This is a genomic window from Bradyrhizobium genosp. L, assembly GCF_015624485.1.
Classification (GTDB): Bacteria; Pseudomonadota; Alphaproteobacteria; order Rhizobiales; family Xanthobacteraceae; genus Bradyrhizobium.
Genome location: NZ_CP061378.1, coordinates 2,676,666 through 2,693,634, shown reverse-complemented (window position 1 = coordinate 2,693,634; position 16,969 = coordinate 2,676,666). Strand labels below are relative to the sequence as shown.

General features: G+C 58.8%; 31 protein-coding genes. 16 read left to right on the top strand and 15 right to left on the bottom strand.

The genetic code is table 11. The annotated features are described in order from the left end of the window. Nucleotides 1-76: 76 nt before the first annotated feature. From IC762_RS12520 to IC762_RS12450, 16 genes are all read left to right on the top strand, one after another. The gene (locus tag IC762_RS12520) at nt 77-865 is read left to right on the top strand and encodes a Lar family restriction alleviation protein (protein WP_195783621.1); all 789 of its coding nucleotides are present in this window, start codon (nt 77-79) and stop codon (nt 863-865) included. Beyond that, complete coding sequence (locus IC762_RS12515; RefSeq protein WP_195783620.1) at nt 862-1,044, top strand: hypothetical protein; 183 nt, start codon at nt 862-864, stop codon at nt 1,042-1,044. Before IC762_RS12520 ends, IC762_RS12515 begins: the two co-directional genes overlap by 4 nt. Then, nucleotides 1,037-1,441 (top strand): hypothetical protein, encoded by a 405-nt coding sequence (locus tag IC762_RS12510; protein WP_195783619.1) that lies wholly within the window; start codon nt 1,037-1,039, stop codon nt 1,439-1,441. The genes IC762_RS12515 and IC762_RS12510 overlap by 8 nt, the downstream gene beginning before the upstream one ends. Continuing rightward, nucleotides 1,422-1,796: a DUF4326 domain-containing protein gene (locus IC762_RS12505; protein WP_349629717.1), complete on the top strand. Its 375-nt coding sequence runs from the start codon at nt 1,422-1,424 to the stop codon at nt 1,794-1,796. The genes IC762_RS12510 and IC762_RS12505 overlap by 20 nt, the downstream gene beginning before the upstream one ends. A gap of 322 nt (nt 1,797-2,118) precedes the next feature. Further along, the gene (locus IC762_RS12500; RefSeq protein ID WP_195783617.1) at nt 2,119-2,376 is read left to right on the top strand and encodes a hypothetical protein; all 258 of its coding nucleotides are present in this window, start codon (nt 2,119-2,121) and stop codon (nt 2,374-2,376) included. Beyond that, entirely contained in the window at nt 2,373-2,777 is a 405-nt protein-coding gene (locus tag IC762_RS12495; RefSeq protein WP_195783616.1) for a hypothetical protein, read from the top strand. The genes IC762_RS12500 and IC762_RS12495 overlap by 4 nt, the downstream gene beginning before the upstream one ends. A 2-nt stretch (nt 2,778-2,779) precedes the next feature. Then, nucleotides 2,780-3,274: a hypothetical protein gene (locus IC762_RS12490; protein ID WP_195783615.1), complete on the top strand. Its 495-nt coding sequence runs from the start codon at nt 2,780-2,782 to the stop codon at nt 3,272-3,274. A gap of 53 nt (nt 3,275-3,327) precedes the next feature. Then, nucleotides 3,328-3,681 carry a DUF6197 family protein gene (locus IC762_RS12485; RefSeq protein WP_195783614.1) on the top strand — a complete coding sequence of 118 codons (354 nt, stop codon included), beginning with the start codon at nt 3,328-3,330 and terminating at the stop codon, nt 3,679-3,681. 90 nt (nt 3,682-3,771) lie between these two features. Beyond that, nucleotides 3,772-4,284: a hypothetical protein gene (locus IC762_RS12480; RefSeq protein WP_195783613.1), complete on the top strand. Its 513-nt coding sequence runs from the start codon at nt 3,772-3,774 to the stop codon at nt 4,282-4,284. Next, on the top strand, nt 4,274-4,672 hold the full coding sequence (locus IC762_RS12475; RefSeq protein WP_195783612.1) for a hypothetical protein: 399 nt from the start codon (nt 4,274-4,276) through the stop codon (nt 4,670-4,672). The genes IC762_RS12480 and IC762_RS12475 overlap by 11 nt, the downstream gene beginning before the upstream one ends. Beyond that, nucleotides 4,665-4,907: a hypothetical protein gene (locus IC762_RS12470; protein ID WP_195783611.1), complete on the top strand. Its 243-nt coding sequence runs from the start codon at nt 4,665-4,667 to the stop codon at nt 4,905-4,907. The genes IC762_RS12475 and IC762_RS12470 overlap by 8 nt, the downstream gene beginning before the upstream one ends. Beyond that, complete coding sequence (locus tag IC762_RS12465; protein WP_195783610.1) at nt 4,908-5,081, top strand: hypothetical protein; 174 nt, start codon at nt 4,908-4,910, stop codon at nt 5,079-5,081. It begins immediately after the preceding gene. 218 nt (nt 5,082-5,299) lie between these two features. Beyond that, nucleotides 5,300-5,590, top strand: a complete 291-nt coding sequence (locus IC762_RS35765) for a zinc finger domain-containing protein (RefSeq protein ID WP_433995836.1) — start codon at nt 5,300-5,302, stop codon at nt 5,588-5,590. 620 nt (nt 5,591-6,210) lie between these two features. Further along, entirely contained in the window at nt 6,211-6,492 is a 282-nt protein-coding gene (locus IC762_RS12460) for a hypothetical protein (RefSeq protein WP_246801068.1), read from the top strand. Between the two features lie 238 nt (nt 6,493-6,730). Further along, entirely contained in the window at nt 6,731-6,988 is a 258-nt protein-coding gene (locus IC762_RS12455; RefSeq protein ID WP_195783609.1) for a hypothetical protein, read from the top strand. Between the two features lie 56 nt (nt 6,989-7,044). Continuing rightward, nucleotides 7,045-7,245 (top strand): hypothetical protein, encoded by a 201-nt coding sequence (locus tag IC762_RS12450; protein ID WP_195789097.1) that lies wholly within the window; start codon nt 7,045-7,047, stop codon nt 7,243-7,245. Here the strand turns inward: IC762_RS12450 and IC762_RS12445 are convergent. From IC762_RS12445 to IC762_RS12375, 15 genes are all read right to left on the bottom strand, one after another. Next, the gene (locus IC762_RS12445; RefSeq protein ID WP_195789096.1) at nt 7,187-9,175 is read right to left on the bottom strand and encodes an SGNH/GDSL hydrolase family protein; all 1,989 of its coding nucleotides are present in this window, start codon (nt 9,173-9,175) and stop codon (nt 7,187-7,189) included. The genes IC762_RS12450 and IC762_RS12445 overlap by 59 nt on opposite strands. Beyond that, nucleotides 9,175-9,459, bottom strand: coding sequence for a hypothetical protein (locus tag IC762_RS12440; RefSeq protein ID WP_195789095.1), 285 nt, complete (start codon nt 9,457-9,459; stop codon nt 9,175-9,177). The genes IC762_RS12445 and IC762_RS12440 overlap by 1 nt, the downstream gene beginning before the upstream one ends. A 206-nt stretch (nt 9,460-9,665) precedes the next feature. After that, on the bottom strand, nt 9,666-9,926 hold the full coding sequence (locus tag IC762_RS12435) for a hypothetical protein (protein WP_195789094.1): 261 nt from the start codon (nt 9,924-9,926) through the stop codon (nt 9,666-9,668). Between the two features lie 11 nt (nt 9,927-9,937). Further along, the gene (locus IC762_RS12430; protein WP_195789093.1) at nt 9,938-10,642 is read right to left on the bottom strand and encodes a hypothetical protein; all 705 of its coding nucleotides are present in this window, start codon (nt 10,640-10,642) and stop codon (nt 9,938-9,940) included. 18 nt (nt 10,643-10,660) lie between these two features. Further along, entirely contained in the window at nt 10,661-11,575 is a 915-nt protein-coding gene (locus IC762_RS12425; protein ID WP_195789092.1) for a hypothetical protein, read from the bottom strand. A gap of 14 nt (nt 11,576-11,589) precedes the next feature. Further along, nucleotides 11,590-12,030, bottom strand: a complete 441-nt coding sequence (locus IC762_RS12420; protein ID WP_195789091.1) for a hypothetical protein — start codon at nt 12,028-12,030, stop codon at nt 11,590-11,592. 158 nt (nt 12,031-12,188) lie between these two features. After that, entirely contained in the window at nt 12,189-12,488 is a 300-nt protein-coding gene (locus IC762_RS35760; protein WP_433995906.1) for an HNH endonuclease, read from the bottom strand. Nucleotides 12,489-12,979: 491 nt separating this feature from the next. Next, nucleotides 12,980-13,435, bottom strand: a complete 456-nt coding sequence (locus IC762_RS12410; protein ID WP_349629751.1) for a GNAT family N-acetyltransferase — start codon at nt 13,433-13,435, stop codon at nt 12,980-12,982. Continuing rightward, entirely contained in the window at nt 13,414-14,463 is a 1,050-nt protein-coding gene (locus tag IC762_RS12405; RefSeq protein ID WP_195789089.1) for a hypothetical protein, read from the bottom strand. Before IC762_RS12405 ends, IC762_RS12410 begins: the two co-directional genes overlap by 22 nt. Nucleotides 14,464-14,465: 2 nt before the next feature. Continuing rightward, the gene (locus IC762_RS12400) at nt 14,466-14,813 is read right to left on the bottom strand and encodes a hypothetical protein (RefSeq protein WP_195789088.1); all 348 of its coding nucleotides are present in this window, start codon (nt 14,811-14,813) and stop codon (nt 14,466-14,468) included. 216 nt (nt 14,814-15,029) lie between these two features. Beyond that, entirely contained in the window at nt 15,030-15,338 is a 309-nt protein-coding gene (locus tag IC762_RS12395; RefSeq protein WP_195789087.1) for a hypothetical protein, read from the bottom strand. A gap of 8 nt (nt 15,339-15,346) precedes the next feature. Then, a complete protein-coding gene (locus IC762_RS12390) occupies nt 15,347-15,730 on the bottom strand; it encodes a hypothetical protein (RefSeq protein ID WP_195789086.1) in 384 nt (127 codons plus the stop codon). 4 nt (nt 15,731-15,734) lie between these two features. Further along, entirely contained in the window at nt 15,735-15,995 is a 261-nt protein-coding gene (locus tag IC762_RS12385) for a hypothetical protein (protein ID WP_195789085.1), read from the bottom strand. 2 nt (nt 15,996-15,997) lie between these two features. Next, on the bottom strand, nt 15,998-16,147 hold the full coding sequence (locus IC762_RS12380; RefSeq protein WP_195789084.1) for a hypothetical protein: 150 nt from the start codon (nt 16,145-16,147) through the stop codon (nt 15,998-16,000). A gap of 32 nt (nt 16,148-16,179) precedes the next feature. Then, a complete protein-coding gene (locus IC762_RS12375; RefSeq protein WP_246801522.1) occupies nt 16,180-16,845 on the bottom strand; it encodes a hypothetical protein in 666 nt (221 codons plus the stop codon). Between the last annotated feature and the right edge of the window lie 124 nt (nt 16,846-16,969).

Sequence of the window (16,969 nt, the reverse complement as noted above, 5' to 3'; positions counted from 1 at the left end):
GAGATGACGCGATACGAGGGGCTAGGCGCCGGTTTCTGGCATTGCCCGAAGTGCGATCCGAGATAGGAGCCACCCCATGACCCCCGACACCACCACAGAGCTGAAGCCGTGCCCGTTTTGCGGCGGGAAAGCCGTGTTCGGCGTGAATGAGATCGATTTCGTGCCGTGGCCCTATGTTCGGTGCGACGATTGCGACGCCATGCTCGACGCGATCGAAGGCGACGACCACGACGCGATGGCCGTTCGCTGGAATACCCGGTCCCTCGGTGAGCAGCCCAGAGAGCCGGAGGGGGTCTACGATCCGACAACCCAGCCCTATGACGAGCCGCTCAGGCATGTGGATCAGCCGACCGTTGATCAACTGCGGAGAGATCTGGACCAGCTCCGCGGGATGCTGGAGATCGAGCGCCGGATTAACTTAGAACATGCGTCAATATCAATCCTTCCATTGGAATGGGAAGAGCACAAGAACCCCGCTGACGAAATCTCATATTGGGCCGACCATCAGTTCGGTTCCTATGCGATTGAGCGCGATTATTTTAGTGTCATTCCATGGGAGCTTATAGCCGGCGGCCGAGTCATCGGAAATTTCGATACGGTCGAAGCCGCCCAAGTAGCAGCCAAAGAGAATTTTGAACGGCGTCTGGTTAGCTGTTTTGCCAAGCATCCCGCCCATCCCCGCCCGGCCGAGCAGCCGCTGAGAGAGGCGCTTGAGTTCTATCGCGACAATTTCAAACTCCATCAAAAGCGAACGCGCATGGGAGTCGGATTGTCAGAATGGAAGCCCACCGAAGCATTGCTGGAGGATTGCGGAGAACGAGCCCGCGCCGCCCTCCAGCCTGCGCAGTCGGGAGAAGGCAAATGACGACACCTTATCTCCGAGGCGTCGCCGACGCAGCAGCAGGAAAACCGGGACCCGCGATCCCCAAGATCAACGCGACTTGGGCGGAGAAACTTTACAACCGCGGCTGGTGCGATGGGCGAGACGCCAAAGCTGCGGCCGAGCGCGAGCGCAAGGCGCAGTCGGGAGAAGACCATGAGTGACATCGACCGAGCCATCATCGACGTCTTCGCGAAGCACGGCCTGCAATGCGCTTGGGAGGTTCGCAGGGACCTCGCCGACGCTCTCCGCGCCCAGCTCGCCGCGTCCCAGCCTGCGCAGGGCGGGACGATGGCGGTGGTGCCGGCCGTTGATCCTGATCTCGTTCAGCGCTGCCGCGAACTCCTAGATTGGAGCAAGACGGGTCTGCTGAATGGCGGATCGGGCGGCGCTTTACGCACCTATGCCGATCGATTGGCCGAGAACATCGGCGAACACTATGCACTCAGCGTTGCGGAAGTCCAGACGAAGGACGATGCAATGGGCGCCCTGGTGAAGATGGCGGCGCTGGTGGCGGAAGGAGATCGAGCACGTAGCACCGATGGTGGCGCCCATGGGTGAGCCGATCAGGATGCAGCGCAAGCGAACACCGGGCTGGAAGATGCCGCCGAACACAGTGAGCGTCACGCGGCCGGGAAAGTGGGGCAATCCGCTCCGGGTTGGCATGTGGAAGGATTTCACGGCCGCTGATGCTGTTCGACAGTACCAGGCGTGGCTTGATCGTGACCCGGCCGTTCGAAGCTATGAGAATTGTTTCGGAAAGCCACCCTCGTGCGAGGAGATCAGAGCAGAGCTTGGCGGCAAGAATTTGGCGTGCTGGTGCGCGCTCGATCAGCCGTGCCACGCCGACGTGCTACTCGAGCTGGCGAACCGTCCATCCGCCCCCGAGCCTCAACACAATGGGGAGCGGCGATGAGGGGCATATTTGATCGACCCGGAACCTACGGCGGGATGACCGTTCGGATTGTTGATGCACAAGCTCAGTGTCGCACCGAACAAGATGTCTGCGGCCCTTGGGTGCGTCCGAAAGTCCCAAGCAAGCGAACTGGCCGCTGGGGAACGCGCCGCATGTGGAAACGTCGCAACCCTCCTCACTTCATCATGCTCTATCGGGAGCCGACCGACGTCTTGGTCATTGGCAACTCGACGATCATCGCGACACCGCGTCAGGCCGATGTGCTCAGACGCGCGTCCGCCCCCTCCGCTCCGCAGCACAAGGGGGTGCGGGAGTGAGCATCATGGACATGGACGCGCTTACGGCCGCATTCCGGAGCCACGTCGAGGGCAGCAGCACGTTCACCAGGCGCATGGCAATTGCGCTTGCCGACATGGACGGAACGTCACCGGGACAACTCGTTCGTCGCTGTGAGCGCCTTGGTCTGTTGCGCGAAGGCTCTTGGGATTGGTTCGTCGAGAACGGCGGCATCACGAAAGAGCACATCGACGAGGTCCGCGGGGCAGCATCACTTCCTTCAACTCACCGAGGAATCCCATGACGTCGATGGACAGAATTGTCGCCGAACGACGCCGGCAGGTCGCGATCAAAGGCTGGTCGACGAGCCATGATGACCATCACGCCGACGGCGAATTATTGAGAGCGGGAATGTGTTACCTCGCCAACGCGCGCTTGCTACCCGGCGAGCTCGCCCCGATCAGATACGACGGTGCCCCCATGGGCTGGCCGTGGGATGCCAAGTGGTGGAAGCCGAAAACGCCTGAGCGCGACCTCGAACGCGCCGGTGCATTGTTCATGGCCGAGCAAGAACGGCTGCAGCGGAGAGGTCTGCCGACCTCCCACGTCGATCATAAGATCGAGGTCTGCGTGCGCGCATTGGAGGCGGTAGCCAGCGCATCACTCTCGCGCCACCACCTCTCAACCCCCAATCAGGAGATTTAAAAATGGACCTCAATCGCCTCTATAAAATACTGAACGAAACTACCGTACAGCTTCGCAAGGGCGAAGTGATTCACGGCACTCCCGAGCTCGTCGATGCGATCAAGGAAGGCGTCGAGAGCGACAAGCTGCCCGGCGGCGTTGTCACCTTCGACATGATGCCACCCGCCAACGATGCGCCAGATGACCTAGTGAAGGTTGACCTTGAGTTTCTCGTCATCGGCGTCAACAAGGTCGAGGCTGAGAAGCACAAGGCCGAGCTGGTCAATCTTCTCAATGAGTATCCGGACCCCGCCTCGCTGGCCGGCGGTCCATCCTACATCACGGTCGGGGCCGAGATCGGCGACCAGGGCGCGGCATTCCAGCTTTTTGCGCTGGGCAAGGTGCTTGGCCTTTGGGACGTGATCACTCCAGCCATGTTCGGAATGAAGGGCGAAGAAGCCACTCAAGCCGCCGGCAGTGGCTTCATCATGATGACAGGCTACCGCCGCGCGGCATAGCCGGTCTCAACGCAACCCCACCGACCCCGGTTCAACACTCTAGGAGAACGAAGATGCTTTACGATCCGAATTGGGCCACCAAGAACGACGTCGTTACCATCCTCCGCAAGGCGAAAGATATCATAGCGAACCCGGAGCACTGGACATGCGGCGAGTACGCGAGAGACATCAATCACTCATGGGTTCGTTTCGACGAGGCGGGCGCTGTCAGTTTCTGCTCGATCGGAGCTCTTGCTGTTGTCTCCGGCACGAACATCAAAGTCGCTGAAAATTCTTCGGCATACAAACTGCTGGAACTCGCGGCCAAAGAACAGGGCAGCTCGTGGCCTCACGAAGAGAACGACAAGGGTCATTCGCAGGCGATGGCAATGTTCGATCGAGCCATCCAGATCGCACAAGTTGGCTGATGGCCGCAACGGTCATTCGGAGAGATCGGGGATAGGATCATGACAGATGAGGTTTGCCGTATGTGCAACCGAGCGCTGGGGGAACACAGCATGGACACCGCCGACACCTGCAATATGTTCATCGCCCAAGGACCTGACGATATCGTCGGGCACAAAACCTTCGACACTGAGCGCCGCGATCATAACGGCATGCCAATTCTGCGGCATGAGCCGCTGACGCGAGCCGAGGCCGACGCCCTATGGCAGCACGCCAAGACAGCGGAGACCAAACGCGCCGAGCAAATGCCGGACGAGAAGGCTGCTATCGCGGCTCTATGGGACGCTCATCAAAGGCTAAGGGAACTGGGCTGGAGAGAGCCGCAGTATTGCCCGAAGGACGGCTCCGACTTCAAAGTGATCGAACTCGGCTCGACCGGAATCTTCGATTGCTACTACCAGGGCAAGTGGCCTGACGGCCTCTACATGGTTTCGGACGGCGGCGACATTTACCCGACATCGAGCGGCGTCGCGATGTTCAAGCTCACTCCGGAAGCGCAGGCGCAGGAAGATGCTCGGCGTGAAGAGCTTCGTCGCAAGTTTGCGGAGGCCCGCAATGCAGATTGATGTCGAAAGAGCGAACCGCGCCATCGACGCGCTCCGCAAACCGGACGCCAGTCTGCAGCGCGTCCCGAACACGGTTCGGCAATCGATCGCTGAGGTGATTGAAGATTTGCTGACGGGGGTTGCTCGGTCATCCGAGCAGACGGGCGGTGACTGGCAGCCGATCGAAACCTTCCCAAGGGACGGTGAGGCTTATCTCGTCTGCGACGACCGATTGCTAGATGGCTTCCATCAGGTTGTCTTCTGGGATGACGACAACGATGAAACCGAGTGGCGCCTTGCGACTTCGGACGGCCCGACGTTTCACATTCGAGCCTTTACGCATTGGAAGCGTCTGCCAGTGCGGCCCGGTGCCATCTCCTCACCGAGCACGGAGGGCGGCAATGGGTGACGAAAAGTTCTTCTATTCGAAGTCCGGCTTCGCTCCGTACAGCGACGGCAGCGGCTTCAAGGTGACGGTCACAATCGAACAGGAAACCGAGGAATCGGAGCCCACCATCTCGTTTGAGGACGTCTGGCGCATACCGGCGTCCGAATGGGTTTCCGTTTCGAGGAAGATAGAACGGCTTCTCGATCTGGTGCAGCGGCCGGCCAGTCCTGTGGGAAACTCGCGGGAGGGGGATTGAATGCCGAAGAAGAAAGCGATCATGGCCTGCGCCCGCTGGCTCGCCTACTGTCTGCAGATCGGCTGGAAGAGAAGCGATCTCGATCGGCTGGAAACCCTGTGGTGGGAATATCACGACGACAACGGCGAACTGCTTATGGGTCCCGGCGTCAAGACCCGCAGCGTACTTCAGTAGAACCCGAGGAGGCGCGACGTGGACAACATACCGATCACAGAAAAGATGTGCGTCGCAGCCCTCGAGGCTTATTGGGGCAATCGGCCCCACGTCGGTTGGCCGCGAGGTTCCGTCCAAGCTAGGACATATAGACTCGGCCTTAAATCAGGCCAGCCGCCAATTCCGAAGAAAATTAGAGCGAGCAACCCCTAACGACTTTGGTGAGCAGGGAGTGCGGAATGATCTACGACCTTGCAACGATAAATCGCGTCGCGATGGCTATTGTAGCAAAGCTGGGGCTAAATACAGCCATAGGCGAGGCTGAGCGCGATGTCGCGCGAGCCGCGTTGGCGGCCATTACCAAGCCGCCAACGCCGACAAAGAACAGCGAATATTTCAAAGTACAGTGCCCCTATTGTCTGGCTCGACCTGGAGCCGGTTGCCGCTATATCGCACATGACGGATCATATAGATCGATCTCGCCTCACCGCGCACGCGTTCGATCCTGCGAAGAACTACAACAGTCCTAAGCCAAGATGGAGGGGGCATGGCAGACAACAGGACGCCTACCGAGATACGGCGAGCACGAGGATTAGCCAGAGTCAATCAGGTCTGCGAAGTTTGCGGGGGGCGCTTCGATCGGACTGCGGATGGTCGAAGGTGTGGAGACGGATGCAGGCTCACGAGGACGCAAGTCGATAAAGGACCCTACTCAAAAGACGAGTTACCATCCCCTCCACGCTCTCCCTGAGGGGGCGCGCCATCACCAGTTCCGGATCGTCGGCCGTCAGGTTTCTCCCTTTGGTTTACTGACCAAGACGATTTGTCAGGTGCTCGGGGCGGCGGCACCGGAAACAAGCCGCCCACACAGGCTCCTCACGCCGCCCGCGGCCTGATAGCCTGCGGGGATGGCGGAACAAAAGATCACCCTCGGGGAAATGCGGCAATCGGGCGTGCGCGGCCTGCTGGTCTATTGCTCGGACCACAGGTGTAGCCATTCCGTCGAGCTGGCGCCGGCAGAGGTGGACCAATGGCCGGATGACGTCCGGCTGTCCGATCTCGAGCCCAGGTTCACGTGCAAGGAATGTCACCGCCGCGGTGCCGATATCCGGCCGGACTTCCCGAGGCAGAAATGGGGGCCGGTGCGTGGATGACCTGGTCCCGCGAGTTCACCGACCCGATCGAACTGCCCGGCAAGACGCTCAGGACGCTCCAGGAGGCCGCCGACCACATCCTCTCGCTACCCAAGGCCCAGCAGCAGCAACCCCACTGGCAGGACGCCGTAGAGCACCTGATCAAGGCCGCAGAACGAGAGCAAGGATGGGTGCTGTTTGCGTGGATGTTCATGCTGAGGGCGATCAACCACGGGCAGCCGGAGGAGCCGCGGGCGCCGAGAAAGAAGGCGGTCAAAGGCTATAGGATCATCCGATGATGATTCACAAATTGTTGCAGGGTACAGTGGCGCCAAATCCGAGTGTGACCTCGCGCAATCATGCGCGCCGCCTCTATTTTTGCCGCGTCAACTGATTTTCGGAAATGCACGCAACCCCTATTTTCAAAGGACATCACAGAGCCGAAACGGCTGAAACTGCCAAGTTGGCGAAAGTCGATTTGCTACGATGTTCTCACGCACTCGGGAAGTGCGGGCTGTTTGAAAATGGAGAACTATCGTGAAGCATCTTCACAAGAAGGGCGACGTCGTTAATGTGTTTCAGATGTCGGTGAACAAGGGGCTGATATTCGAAGGCCGCGCGACCGTACTCAAGCCCACCGACTCGCCCGGCGAAGAACGTTATCTCGTCCGCTTCCATGGACGTGACGGCAAGCCAGCGATGGGAGAAGAGTACGAGAGGTGGATCGATCGCGGCGGCCAGGACGACCCAGATGCCTACGTCAAGGAAACTAACAAGCGCCTCAATGTGGGCTAACCATAGGCCCTCTCGCCTTCGGGCGGGAGGGCTTCGCATTTTCCGGAGATCATCCGATGAAAGTCAGGGTCTACGAAGACACCTCCAAAGCCCCGGACGATCCCGAACGCTTCAAGCGGTTCGAGACCGAGGACGAAGCGCAGGCTTGGCTTGATGTGCATGATCCGGAGGGCGTGGCGTTCGCGGAGGATACCGACCTCAATAACCCGCAGCAGCCGCCACCCATTGCGCCACCAGGGCGTAGCCGGCTGCGCTGAGATGGATGTTGTCGGTGCCGGCGAAGGCCTGACCCGTCGCATAGGCCCCCGCAGTCGTCCCGGCGTAGCCGCGGATGCAACTCGTCACGTTCGTTCCCGACACTGCGTTGACGTAGATATATTCGCTGCCGACCGCGAGGATGAAATTGGCGGCGAGCCCCGACACCGAGACAGAGAAGGACGTGTCGGTGGGGGCGACGACGGCAGTCGTGATTGTGCCGGTAACGTCGACCGCGCGGTAGGTAAAGATCGGGATATTATTGGCGCGATCGATAACGTCCACAGCATTAGTCGGATCAAGCGGATTGACCGCCGTTGCCAACATGCTGCGAACATCGGCATACCGAGAATTGTAAGTCGACGAGAGCGCAGAATTTAGGGCCAAGATGTTCGTAAGAACCCCGGTCCCCGTGCCCTCGCCCTCTCCGTTGAGCACCGAGAGCACCAGCGACCGACTCAGGCCAAGCTTAGCCACCATTGAGGCGATGTCCGCTTGAACTGTCGCCCCCTGGCTCGAGTTGTTGCGGCCGAGCCAGAGCACCGAGTTATAGTTCCACGTGAACGGTGCCGCTAGAAAACGCGCCGCAATCTGCGTGCTGGTCTGACCGCCGACCCCCATGTTCTCCGTGAGCCGCGCGGGCGCATACAGCGTCGAGAGCACGTTCGGATAGGTAATGTTGGTGCCGTCTTCCGTTCCTGCGGTGAGGCTGTCGCCCCAGCAGAAGATCGTGTTTGCCGGCAGTGAGAAGTAAGACTGCGCGCTCAATGCTTGAGCGGCGGCACCGCCTAAAGCCGAGGCCGACCATGCAAAGACAAGAAGATTGTTCTGAAGCGGATTGGTGTTACCTGCGAGCTGACCGAAATGCATCGTGGTCGGCGACGCAAAAATCGAGCCTGGCGTTCCCGGTGTTGCAAGCGCCCCGTTGACCGCGAGTTGTTGCGATCCGGTTGTATAGGACATCACAGCCGCAGCAATCGAGCCCGGCGAGCCTTGAGAGCCGACATTGATGCCGGACTGCTGGACGCCACCGACCGTGATGAACGAACCCGCCAGCCCCGTCTGATTCGAACGAACATCCATTCGATTGCTCGTCGTGCCGTCCGAGAGAGACCAAATCCCGGCGGGTGGCGCGTAGGTCGTCCCATAGGCCTCGTAGATGGTGCCCGTCGTCGGAGAAATCAGCGCCCTGAGCGCCGCCGTTCCCGTGATGACATCCTGGTTACGGGTGACGGCCACACTGGTCGTCGGGATGGCGGGCGACGGGAAATTATGGTTCTCGTTCTGGACGAGACCGAAGGCGATCTTGTCGCCGTTTGTGACGATCCGAAAGCCGACCTGCGGATTGGCGAGCGTCTTGCCGGGGATTGAAAGACGGGTATAGCCGCTCGAGTTGAGATACGGCGTCACGGCCCACCATGTGGTCCCGCCGTCCATCGTCATGTCGATCTCGCCAGAGCCGACCAGGCGCTTCACGTAGGCTGTATGGAAGCGCGCCGAGGAAGCCAGCGTGATCGACTGCAGGCACGTCGCATTGGCCCCGGTTGCCGTCAGGCTCGTGGTCGTATTCGGTGTTTGGTCGCTGGTGACCGCAGGCTGGTCAAGAGCCGCCGTGCAGTTGGTTTTCGTCCACGCGGCGTTGGTGCCATCGTTGTTCCAAAGAACAACGTTCGTCGTTGCACCATAGATTTGAAGGCCAGCATTTGAAATCGCTGCGGTATTATTACCTACGACGGTGACGTTGCCATTGTAGTCGGTGACAAGCTCAGGCGTCGTGCGCGCGGTCGTGAGCAGTGGGCTGAAAGGGATGTATCCCTGACCGACGACATAAGCTTGCTGGGTCTGGAAGTTCAGAGCTCCGGCGAATCCCGCCGGTAGCCAGGACGGCGTGCGAGCTCCCCCAAGGAGAGTGATGAGGCGCGACCGGCGCATCAGTAAATGCCTGATGCGATGAGGGCCACCTCTCCTACCAGACCAGAGACACCAGACAATGTGAGCTGATAGATCCCGCCGGGAAGATGGATCTCTTGGTAGCCATCAGCACTGAATGCGGACAGAACCGTCACAAGCGTAGAGCCATCAGGCAACTGACGCTGCAGTGTTGCAGTGCCCCAGGTGCCAGCATGAACCGTAACGCCGTAAGCCCCGCCGCTCAGTTCGAACTTAGCTGGCGTGGCGGAAATGCTGCTGAAGTATGCATAGTCTGGAGCCGCCATGTTGGCCGATTACTTTCCGCCCATGTCCGGGTACTTGCGGTGCACCGCTCTGGTCACACGCTCTTTCAACTCTTTCGTGCCGTGCTGACTGACCCGAGCCAACGCATTTTGCGCGTGACTTCGATTTTCGATCGGATAGGACCGATCAGGTCCAGCGAAGGCGCTGTCTGGCAATGCGCTTCGCTCTTTAGTCGTCAGCTTAGCCATTACGGCTTGGCCGCCTCGGTGTTCTGGCCCGGCTTTGCGGCACTCGAAAACGGCGACTTATCGGAGCCGACACGACCGCCAGACGCGCGACGCGGACGCTTGTCCATGCGCATCTTGGACTTGCCGCCTTCGGGCTTCTCAACTTCCTTTTTCACTCGGCCGCCATGCTTCTTTTCCATGGCTTCCTTGACGACGTTGGAGCCGGCGCCGGAGTAGACTTCGCCGCCCTTGGCCTTCTTCATGTGGTGACGGTGCTTCATTTTCAGAATCCTTAGAGGGAGGCGGAGTCGCGCTCGTTGAACATGCCCACGTAGTCAATGAGCAATGTGTTTGCAGCAGCGGTGCCATTGGCGACGGCAAGAGTGAGGTTCAGGTTTGCAGTCGGCAGATTGGTCAGAACCGACGTGCCGGCAACCCTTGCATTGTTGACGTAGACCGAGACTGTCGATCCGCCGTCGTAGTGCCAACCGATGTTGAGATAGGTGGTGTTGGCCAGTGTGGCGACAGACGAGAGCGTCGTTGTCGTGGACGACTTGGCAATATTGAAATTCATTGCCGTGGTGGCCGCAGCCTTCGAGAACCACAAGCCGTCCGTAACGGTGAGCGGCGTAGTCGTCGTCTGAATCATGCCGATGGTCAGCGCGGCATTCGTCGCGTTCGAGATATTCAGCCTGCACTTGAACCAGGCTTTGTATCCCGCGACAATCGCAAAAGTCGCCGCCTTGAGCTGAAGTGAATCCAGATCATTGTTGGCAGCAGAGTTACCAAGCGAGAGAATGCCGCCGTTTCCGGCAACGATCGCATTCGTGACCGATCCAGTCGCTGTATTGGTCCAGTCGCCCGACGCGAACGTGTCGAAGTCGTTCCAATACGAGTGGAACACGCTCGGATCTGGAGCGCCGTAACTCGACATGACCGTGTTGAGAGCGGCATTGGTGATACCGTTCGGCAGGTTGGTCGTCGTGATGTTGGTCATGCTATGACTCCGTCCCGGTTACGAGGTCGGGTTGGAGCCGTAGAGAGCCCGCGGTTCGTTGTACGAGTAGCTATTCCGCTGATAGCCCTTGACGAGCAGGTTGTCCGTCGAGAACTCGACCGACATATCCGTCTCATAGGGAACGCGGTTCATGTAGACCAGGCCGTCCTGGTTGGTCTGCAGATACCAAGCGAACTGCGAGGTAAGGTAGTTCCAGACTAGATAGCCGTCCGGAATACCGCCTTGCGTCGACAGGATCGCATTGACGTCGTTGTTCGCAGTGCCAGGACGCAGCTCGGTTTTGAGCAAACGGATCGCTACCGGCTCGAGCTGCGGCGGAATGACGAGCCTACGCGGCTTTGCGTTCATGCGCTGGTTGGCGTTGTCGCGGAAGTTCGCGTTGATCGCAACCTGCGCGTTGAGCAACGACGTCTCGTTCAACGACGCGGCCGGAGACGCGAGGTTGGAGAATGTTCCACCGTCAACCGGGTGAGCAGTCGAGAGAAGCGCAACACCGTCGCCGCCGATCGCATTCTGATAGGTCGTCGCGCTGTTGAACACATCAGCAGCGAACGCCTCGTTGGTGCGATCGAATGCCTCGTTCAGACCCATGACAGCAGGACCAAATTCGGTCTTGTACAGGTTGTCGTCGATTGCCTTGCGGGTAATGGCGAACAGAACCGCCAGCTCGTTGTGAGTCTGATTGTAGGTGTAGCGCTGGCCGGAAGCGTTGTCCGCCTGAGTCGGAGCGCCTTCCTGCTTGATGTAGGCCTGCGCGATGTAGCGCATGCTGGTGGACTGCTCGAGCGCCATGTTGGACTTGCGCTCTTTGAAGACCTGCTTGCGGACGGCTGGAAGCTGATCGTACTTTCCCGTAACGGCCCAGAGACCAGGGAGGAGCAGATTGCGGATGCTGGAAAGTGCAATAGGCATGATTCAATCCCTCCTTAGGAGATGCCCAGAAGGGACTTGCGATCCCAGTTGTTGGCTGAGACGATCACGCGATTGAACGCAGACGTGTTGTCCGCGCCGTCAGTGCCGGGAGGCGCCGACTGCGAAAGCAGGCCGACGATCCGGAACGGAAGCGTGTTGGTGGTCGAAATAGTCGACTGATCAACTGCGGACGTCGCGAACTGCGTGGTGGAGTTCGGCGTGCCGGCAACGAAATTGATGTTCGCGCCGATGTCGGCGAAGGCGATGGCAGTGTTGTTCGACTGAACAATGAACTGGGCTTCCGGATCAGTGCAGATATACGCAGTCACGTCGCCGGCAGCGCCGGAACCGGCGTAGTAGTTCTGCCAAACCTGGCGCCCTAGCGCGGTCGACAGATACGTGCAGCCGTAGAAGATGCCGTCGATCTGAGTGGTGCCAGCCACCGACGCCGACACATAGCCGCTTGCCTGCGACGTGACCGGGTCACCGTAGCCAACGGCAGCAGTGTCAGAACTGGCGATGAGGCGCGTGGAAAGGCCGGCGGTCGGAGAGCCGCCCTCAAGGCGTCCAAAATACTGGAAGCCGTTTGGTGCTTGGGTGTTGCTAATCTTCGTTACTCCTTGGCGTAAGAGCGAGAGAATTCGCCGTAGGTCTCTCTGGCTATGCGGTTGCGTTCATGGATTGCGCTGCAGAGCGTGTGGAACGCTTTGCAGTAGAAGCGTTGATAGCCGCGCGAAAAACTCACATGCGGCTTCCCACTTTTGAAAGTGATGTTGCGGAGAACTCTTCCCTTGCCGAGTCCGCGATTCCAACAATTCTGCTGTCTAGTGACGACACGCAGATTGGAGAGTTTATTGTTGTCGCGATTTCCGTCGATGTGATCGACTTCACCGTTTGGCCACTCGCCATTCACGTAGAACCACGCAAGTCGGTGAGCCAAGAAGCGCTCATAGTCGACGCGAATTTCTCGATATCCCGCACGATGAGATGTGCCGCCAACGACCGCACCAGCCTTCACTGGCCCCCGCTTGGTGCGGGAGGTGAAAACTCCGGTCTCAGCGTCATAGGAGACGAGCGCGAGCAGTCGCTCATGCTTCAGCGTCTCTTGCTTTCTGGCGTTCAGGCCGACCACAGGTATCCGATCAAGGACCCTGTTTCGCGAGCCTCGCGACCAAGGACGAAGGGACGGCAGCGCGCCATCCAAGAATTCAGGCTGAAGCTACTACGGGTTTCCCAAGTTGTAACCTTTTGCTGGGCCTACCCGGAGAACGAGGTGGGATGCCTCTCCGTCGCGCCAGCACGCTGGGATAAGATCGACTGACGCCAAACTCGGCGCAAATGGAGTCTCGTTTCTCGTCATCCGCCATAGCTTGAACGATCGCGTCGCGCTCCCACGGCAGCAGCCTACGCATTCAAATCCTTCTTCCAATACAGCGTGTGCTGGAAGGCCCAGACATAAGTGGGATCGAACAGCCGGTAGCCAGCGCGAATGAAGTTATTGGCGGACGGCGTGTTGCCGGTCGTATCGGACACGATCATCGCCCAGCCAAGCGACTTGGCTTTGCGTTCGATTGCCTTCATATGGCGAAGTTGGAGTCCGTTGCCTCGATGTCCGCTCAGCACGCCGACACGCTTGAAGTAACCCGAGCTAGGATACATTGAGGACGGGATCACACCGGCGTAGGACACCGGATCATTGTCGAGATATCCGATCCACCAATGCCCCTCGTCGTAATCCGACTGCTCCAGTGCTGGGAAATCGGACGTTGCCCTGTGCAGGTGTTCTATCATCTCCGAGATTTCATCATCCGAGGCATCGACTTCTCGGATTCGGTACATCAGGATTTGGACCGCTTCCAAGTCAGAAACTCAGCCGCCTCTTCAAGGTCCGGGAAGCAACGAATGCGCTTTGCCCCTTCGCCTTGCGGGTCAATAATCGCGGTTATCGAGGCGCCGAACTTCTGGCTCGGATAGCCGAGCTGGTCGGCGTAGCTATCAATAAACTTGTATCCTCTGGCTCTGATCAGGTGATAGATGAAGCCCCGCTGGGCGTTCTCGCTGGTGTTGATGGCCCACTCGTGCTTGTGACCACAGGCGTAGATATCCGCCTCTTCAAGAAGCATGGACGCCTTCTGAGGACCGTGCATCTTGTTCCAGATAGATGAACCCGGGAAGTCGTGAGCAGCGTGGACGCGCACGCGAGACCCATTGGGAAACACAACTTGAAACCGAGACTGCCAATCCTCAACTGGCACCATCGGCCGGGCGTTCGCCTTTATGAGGTACGGGCCGTCGTTCCATGCGTCATGATTGCCGAGAATGTGGCACAGCCATTTGATGTTGCAGTCCTTGAGTAGATACTTCGCGAGCTTCCACGCTTGCTTTTTGCTCATTTCCTGATCGGCGTAGAGCCGCACGAGGCGCCCCACCCAGTTGTCCGTCAGGTCTCCGATGTTGCAGGCGTAAAGCCCCTCAGTCTGCTCAAGAATGCCAATGTCGCGTCGAAGCAATGGCCAATTGCATCCGTTGTTGTCGACGTGCGGATCACCCATGAAGCAAACGCCGATCGGCTTGTTGCTCTTGACCTTAATCTCCATCCATCTGCGCGCGTCGCGGGCAGCCAGGTGGCGTTCAAATCTGACAGCAGCCTGCTCTATTAGCTCGCCGGCATCCAATTCGCTCGACGGCAGATCGGGGAAGACGATCTCGTCGGCTTCTATCGTGGCCTTTCCTGCCAGCCCCCGATCTGTGTATAATTTTGCCCTGTGTTTCAGTGCGGGGACCGAGATGCCGAGCGCATAAGCCGCAGACGTCAGCGTGTCATGCCGTCCCTTGGCTAGAAACGCGTCGCGGCACTGGTCATCGGTCGGCGCATCGGAAAATGCCATGTTCAGCCCATGGTCCCGGGCATGAAACAGCGAATTCCCTTCTGATATCCCGAGTAAGGCCAGACGAGTGCGCTGCCGTATCGGTTCGGAACGGTGACAACCGCTTCGGGTGGGACATCGATCCACTCGCCGTCAAGACGAACGCGATAATGGCCGTCCTTCATATCCCAGTCAGGGTCTTCGAGGGACGTCGCGTCAGAGCCATCACAGCAGGGAGCGCCGGAGCCACCAGCTCGTAGCCCCATGAACCAATTGTTTAGTTCGGGCCTGTTGTGATCGTGAGCAATCGCAACACCAACAAACGCCACCGACAGGACGACGCCGACCAACACACTCACTTTGCCAAGCATTTGCGCGCCTCATTGATTTGAGCGATTGGATACCCCTGCCGACGAGCCCAAAGAAGAGCCCGCAGTCGGCCGAATTCAGCGACCTTTGCCTTGATCGTTTCGCAGGTAATACCTGCCGGTAGATTTGGCTCGGCGATGACGACAGAAGGGAGCGCACAGCAAAGCGCGCCAGCGAATGCAATTCGCAGCATGACACCTCGTATTGTAATGGAATAACTAGCGCTTAGATGCTTCGACGAAGCGGTCCAGCCGATCGCCGAGGCGGTCGATTGCAGCAGTCAACCGGTCTTCGACTTCCCGCATAACCTCGCGATGGATGTAGTCTCGCGCCACCTGCTCCCGATACAATGAGAATGATGTCGAGAGCAGAGCCGCCTTGTCATTGGCTTCCTTTGCATCGTCTTTTGCAGATTTTGCGTTAGACTCGGCAGCAGCAACGCGCCCACCGAACTTTATCCAGAAGGTAGCGAACGCGATGCTGAAGGCCCCTAACGTGCCGAGAGCAGCAATTTCCGGCCATTCCATGATTGAGTTCACCGCTTTATGATTCTGGCGACGTTCTCAAACGTCCGCTTTCCGAAGTAGAACCCCATGATCATGCCGGCCCATGTGCTGACATCGCCGTGGAGTGCTGGCGTGGTACCGAGACCAAGGATCGTATCCCAGACTATGCACTTGGCGTAGAACACCAGCGTCACGTAAAACGCCAGTTTCTCGGGCTCATATGGATGGCCGATCTCAGCGATCTTTAGTTGCTGTATTGCCTGCGCTTCAACGGTCTGTGCAGCGATTTCCTTGCCTGCCAGGTCGGCTGCAATGGCTGCGTCCTGTGTCTTTGCCTTCAGATACGAGTTGTAGGCATTGATGAGGCCCGAGACGACAGGCCCACCAATGAACTGCATTATAGCGAGCCACATTGCGTCACTCCTTCGGAGGTGATTGGACCAGCTTCTTGAAGCGAGCCGCCACAGTCAGTAACCCGACGAACAGAAGCCAGCGTCCGACCCATTTTGCATCTGTAAAGACAGTCGATAGCTGCTGACTTAGACTCGGATCGCCGAGCATGGAGGCGACGTCGTCGATGTGGGCCATGACCGAGCCAAGACCAGTCCCGATGATCGCAAATGCATTCGCGATATCGGATTTGACCTTGGCCCACAGATCAGCGAAGAACTGGCGCATGCTCAGGTCTTCTTGACAGCCGCTTCTACGGCAGCGGCCTTGGCCTTGAGGGATGCGGCAAATGCTTCAGCGCCGACGATCCAGGCCTTGATCTTGGTTTCGTAGAGGATGCCAGCGGCGATGCCACCGATGAACACGCAGATATCGCCCAAGAATGTTAGTCCGAACATGATGTAGTTTCCTTTCAGGTTTTCTTCACGAAGAGAGATTTCAGGGCATTAAAAAAGCCCTCTTTCGGAGGGCTTGGCGGGACGACTGGGGGCTGGGGTTTTGGACTTGGAAAGTTTGCTTCGCCAGCAAACCGAACCGATGGATCTAGCTGCCTCATTGCGAGGAGCATCGCTGCGCAGCCGGGCTGCTGATCGACGGCGTTCGGATCGTAGACCCCGTCGCGGACGTACTTGCCGCTGACGTACTGATCGGTGCCGGCCCACACGTAAGGCGATGGCTTGCCTCGGGCGGCATAGCCTGTGCCATTGTACTCCTCAAGCATCGTCAGCGCACCACCGGACGACCAGTCCTTGTTGCGGGCGGCATAGGGAGAGGTGTTAACGAGGGCGTCATAGGCACCAGCTTCCCAGGTTGGGAACGGCCCGCGCCCCGTCGGAATGTGCGTCGATACCCGGTTGAGCGGATCACCTTGCCCGAGCTGTGTCGACCAGTTCTGCGATGCCTCTCGCTCGTGCACCACGGCAATAAACCACCACGGGACGGCGGTCTTGGCCTCTACAGCCTGATACCGGGACTTCGCCGCCACCAGGGACTTGGCGACGGCGGTCATGTTTCGGGTCGGCTTCGCGACCGCCCAACGTTTCGCGTTCTGTGTCTTCAGAGAGGATAGATCGACCATGAAACCGTCCTGAAACGAAAAAGACCGCCAGAGGCGGCCTTCGGTGGATTGCTCTATTAGCGGTTGCGGGGTAGGCTCGACTCAGGGTTGCTGAGGATGTCTTTCGATGTCGAAATATGGCTGG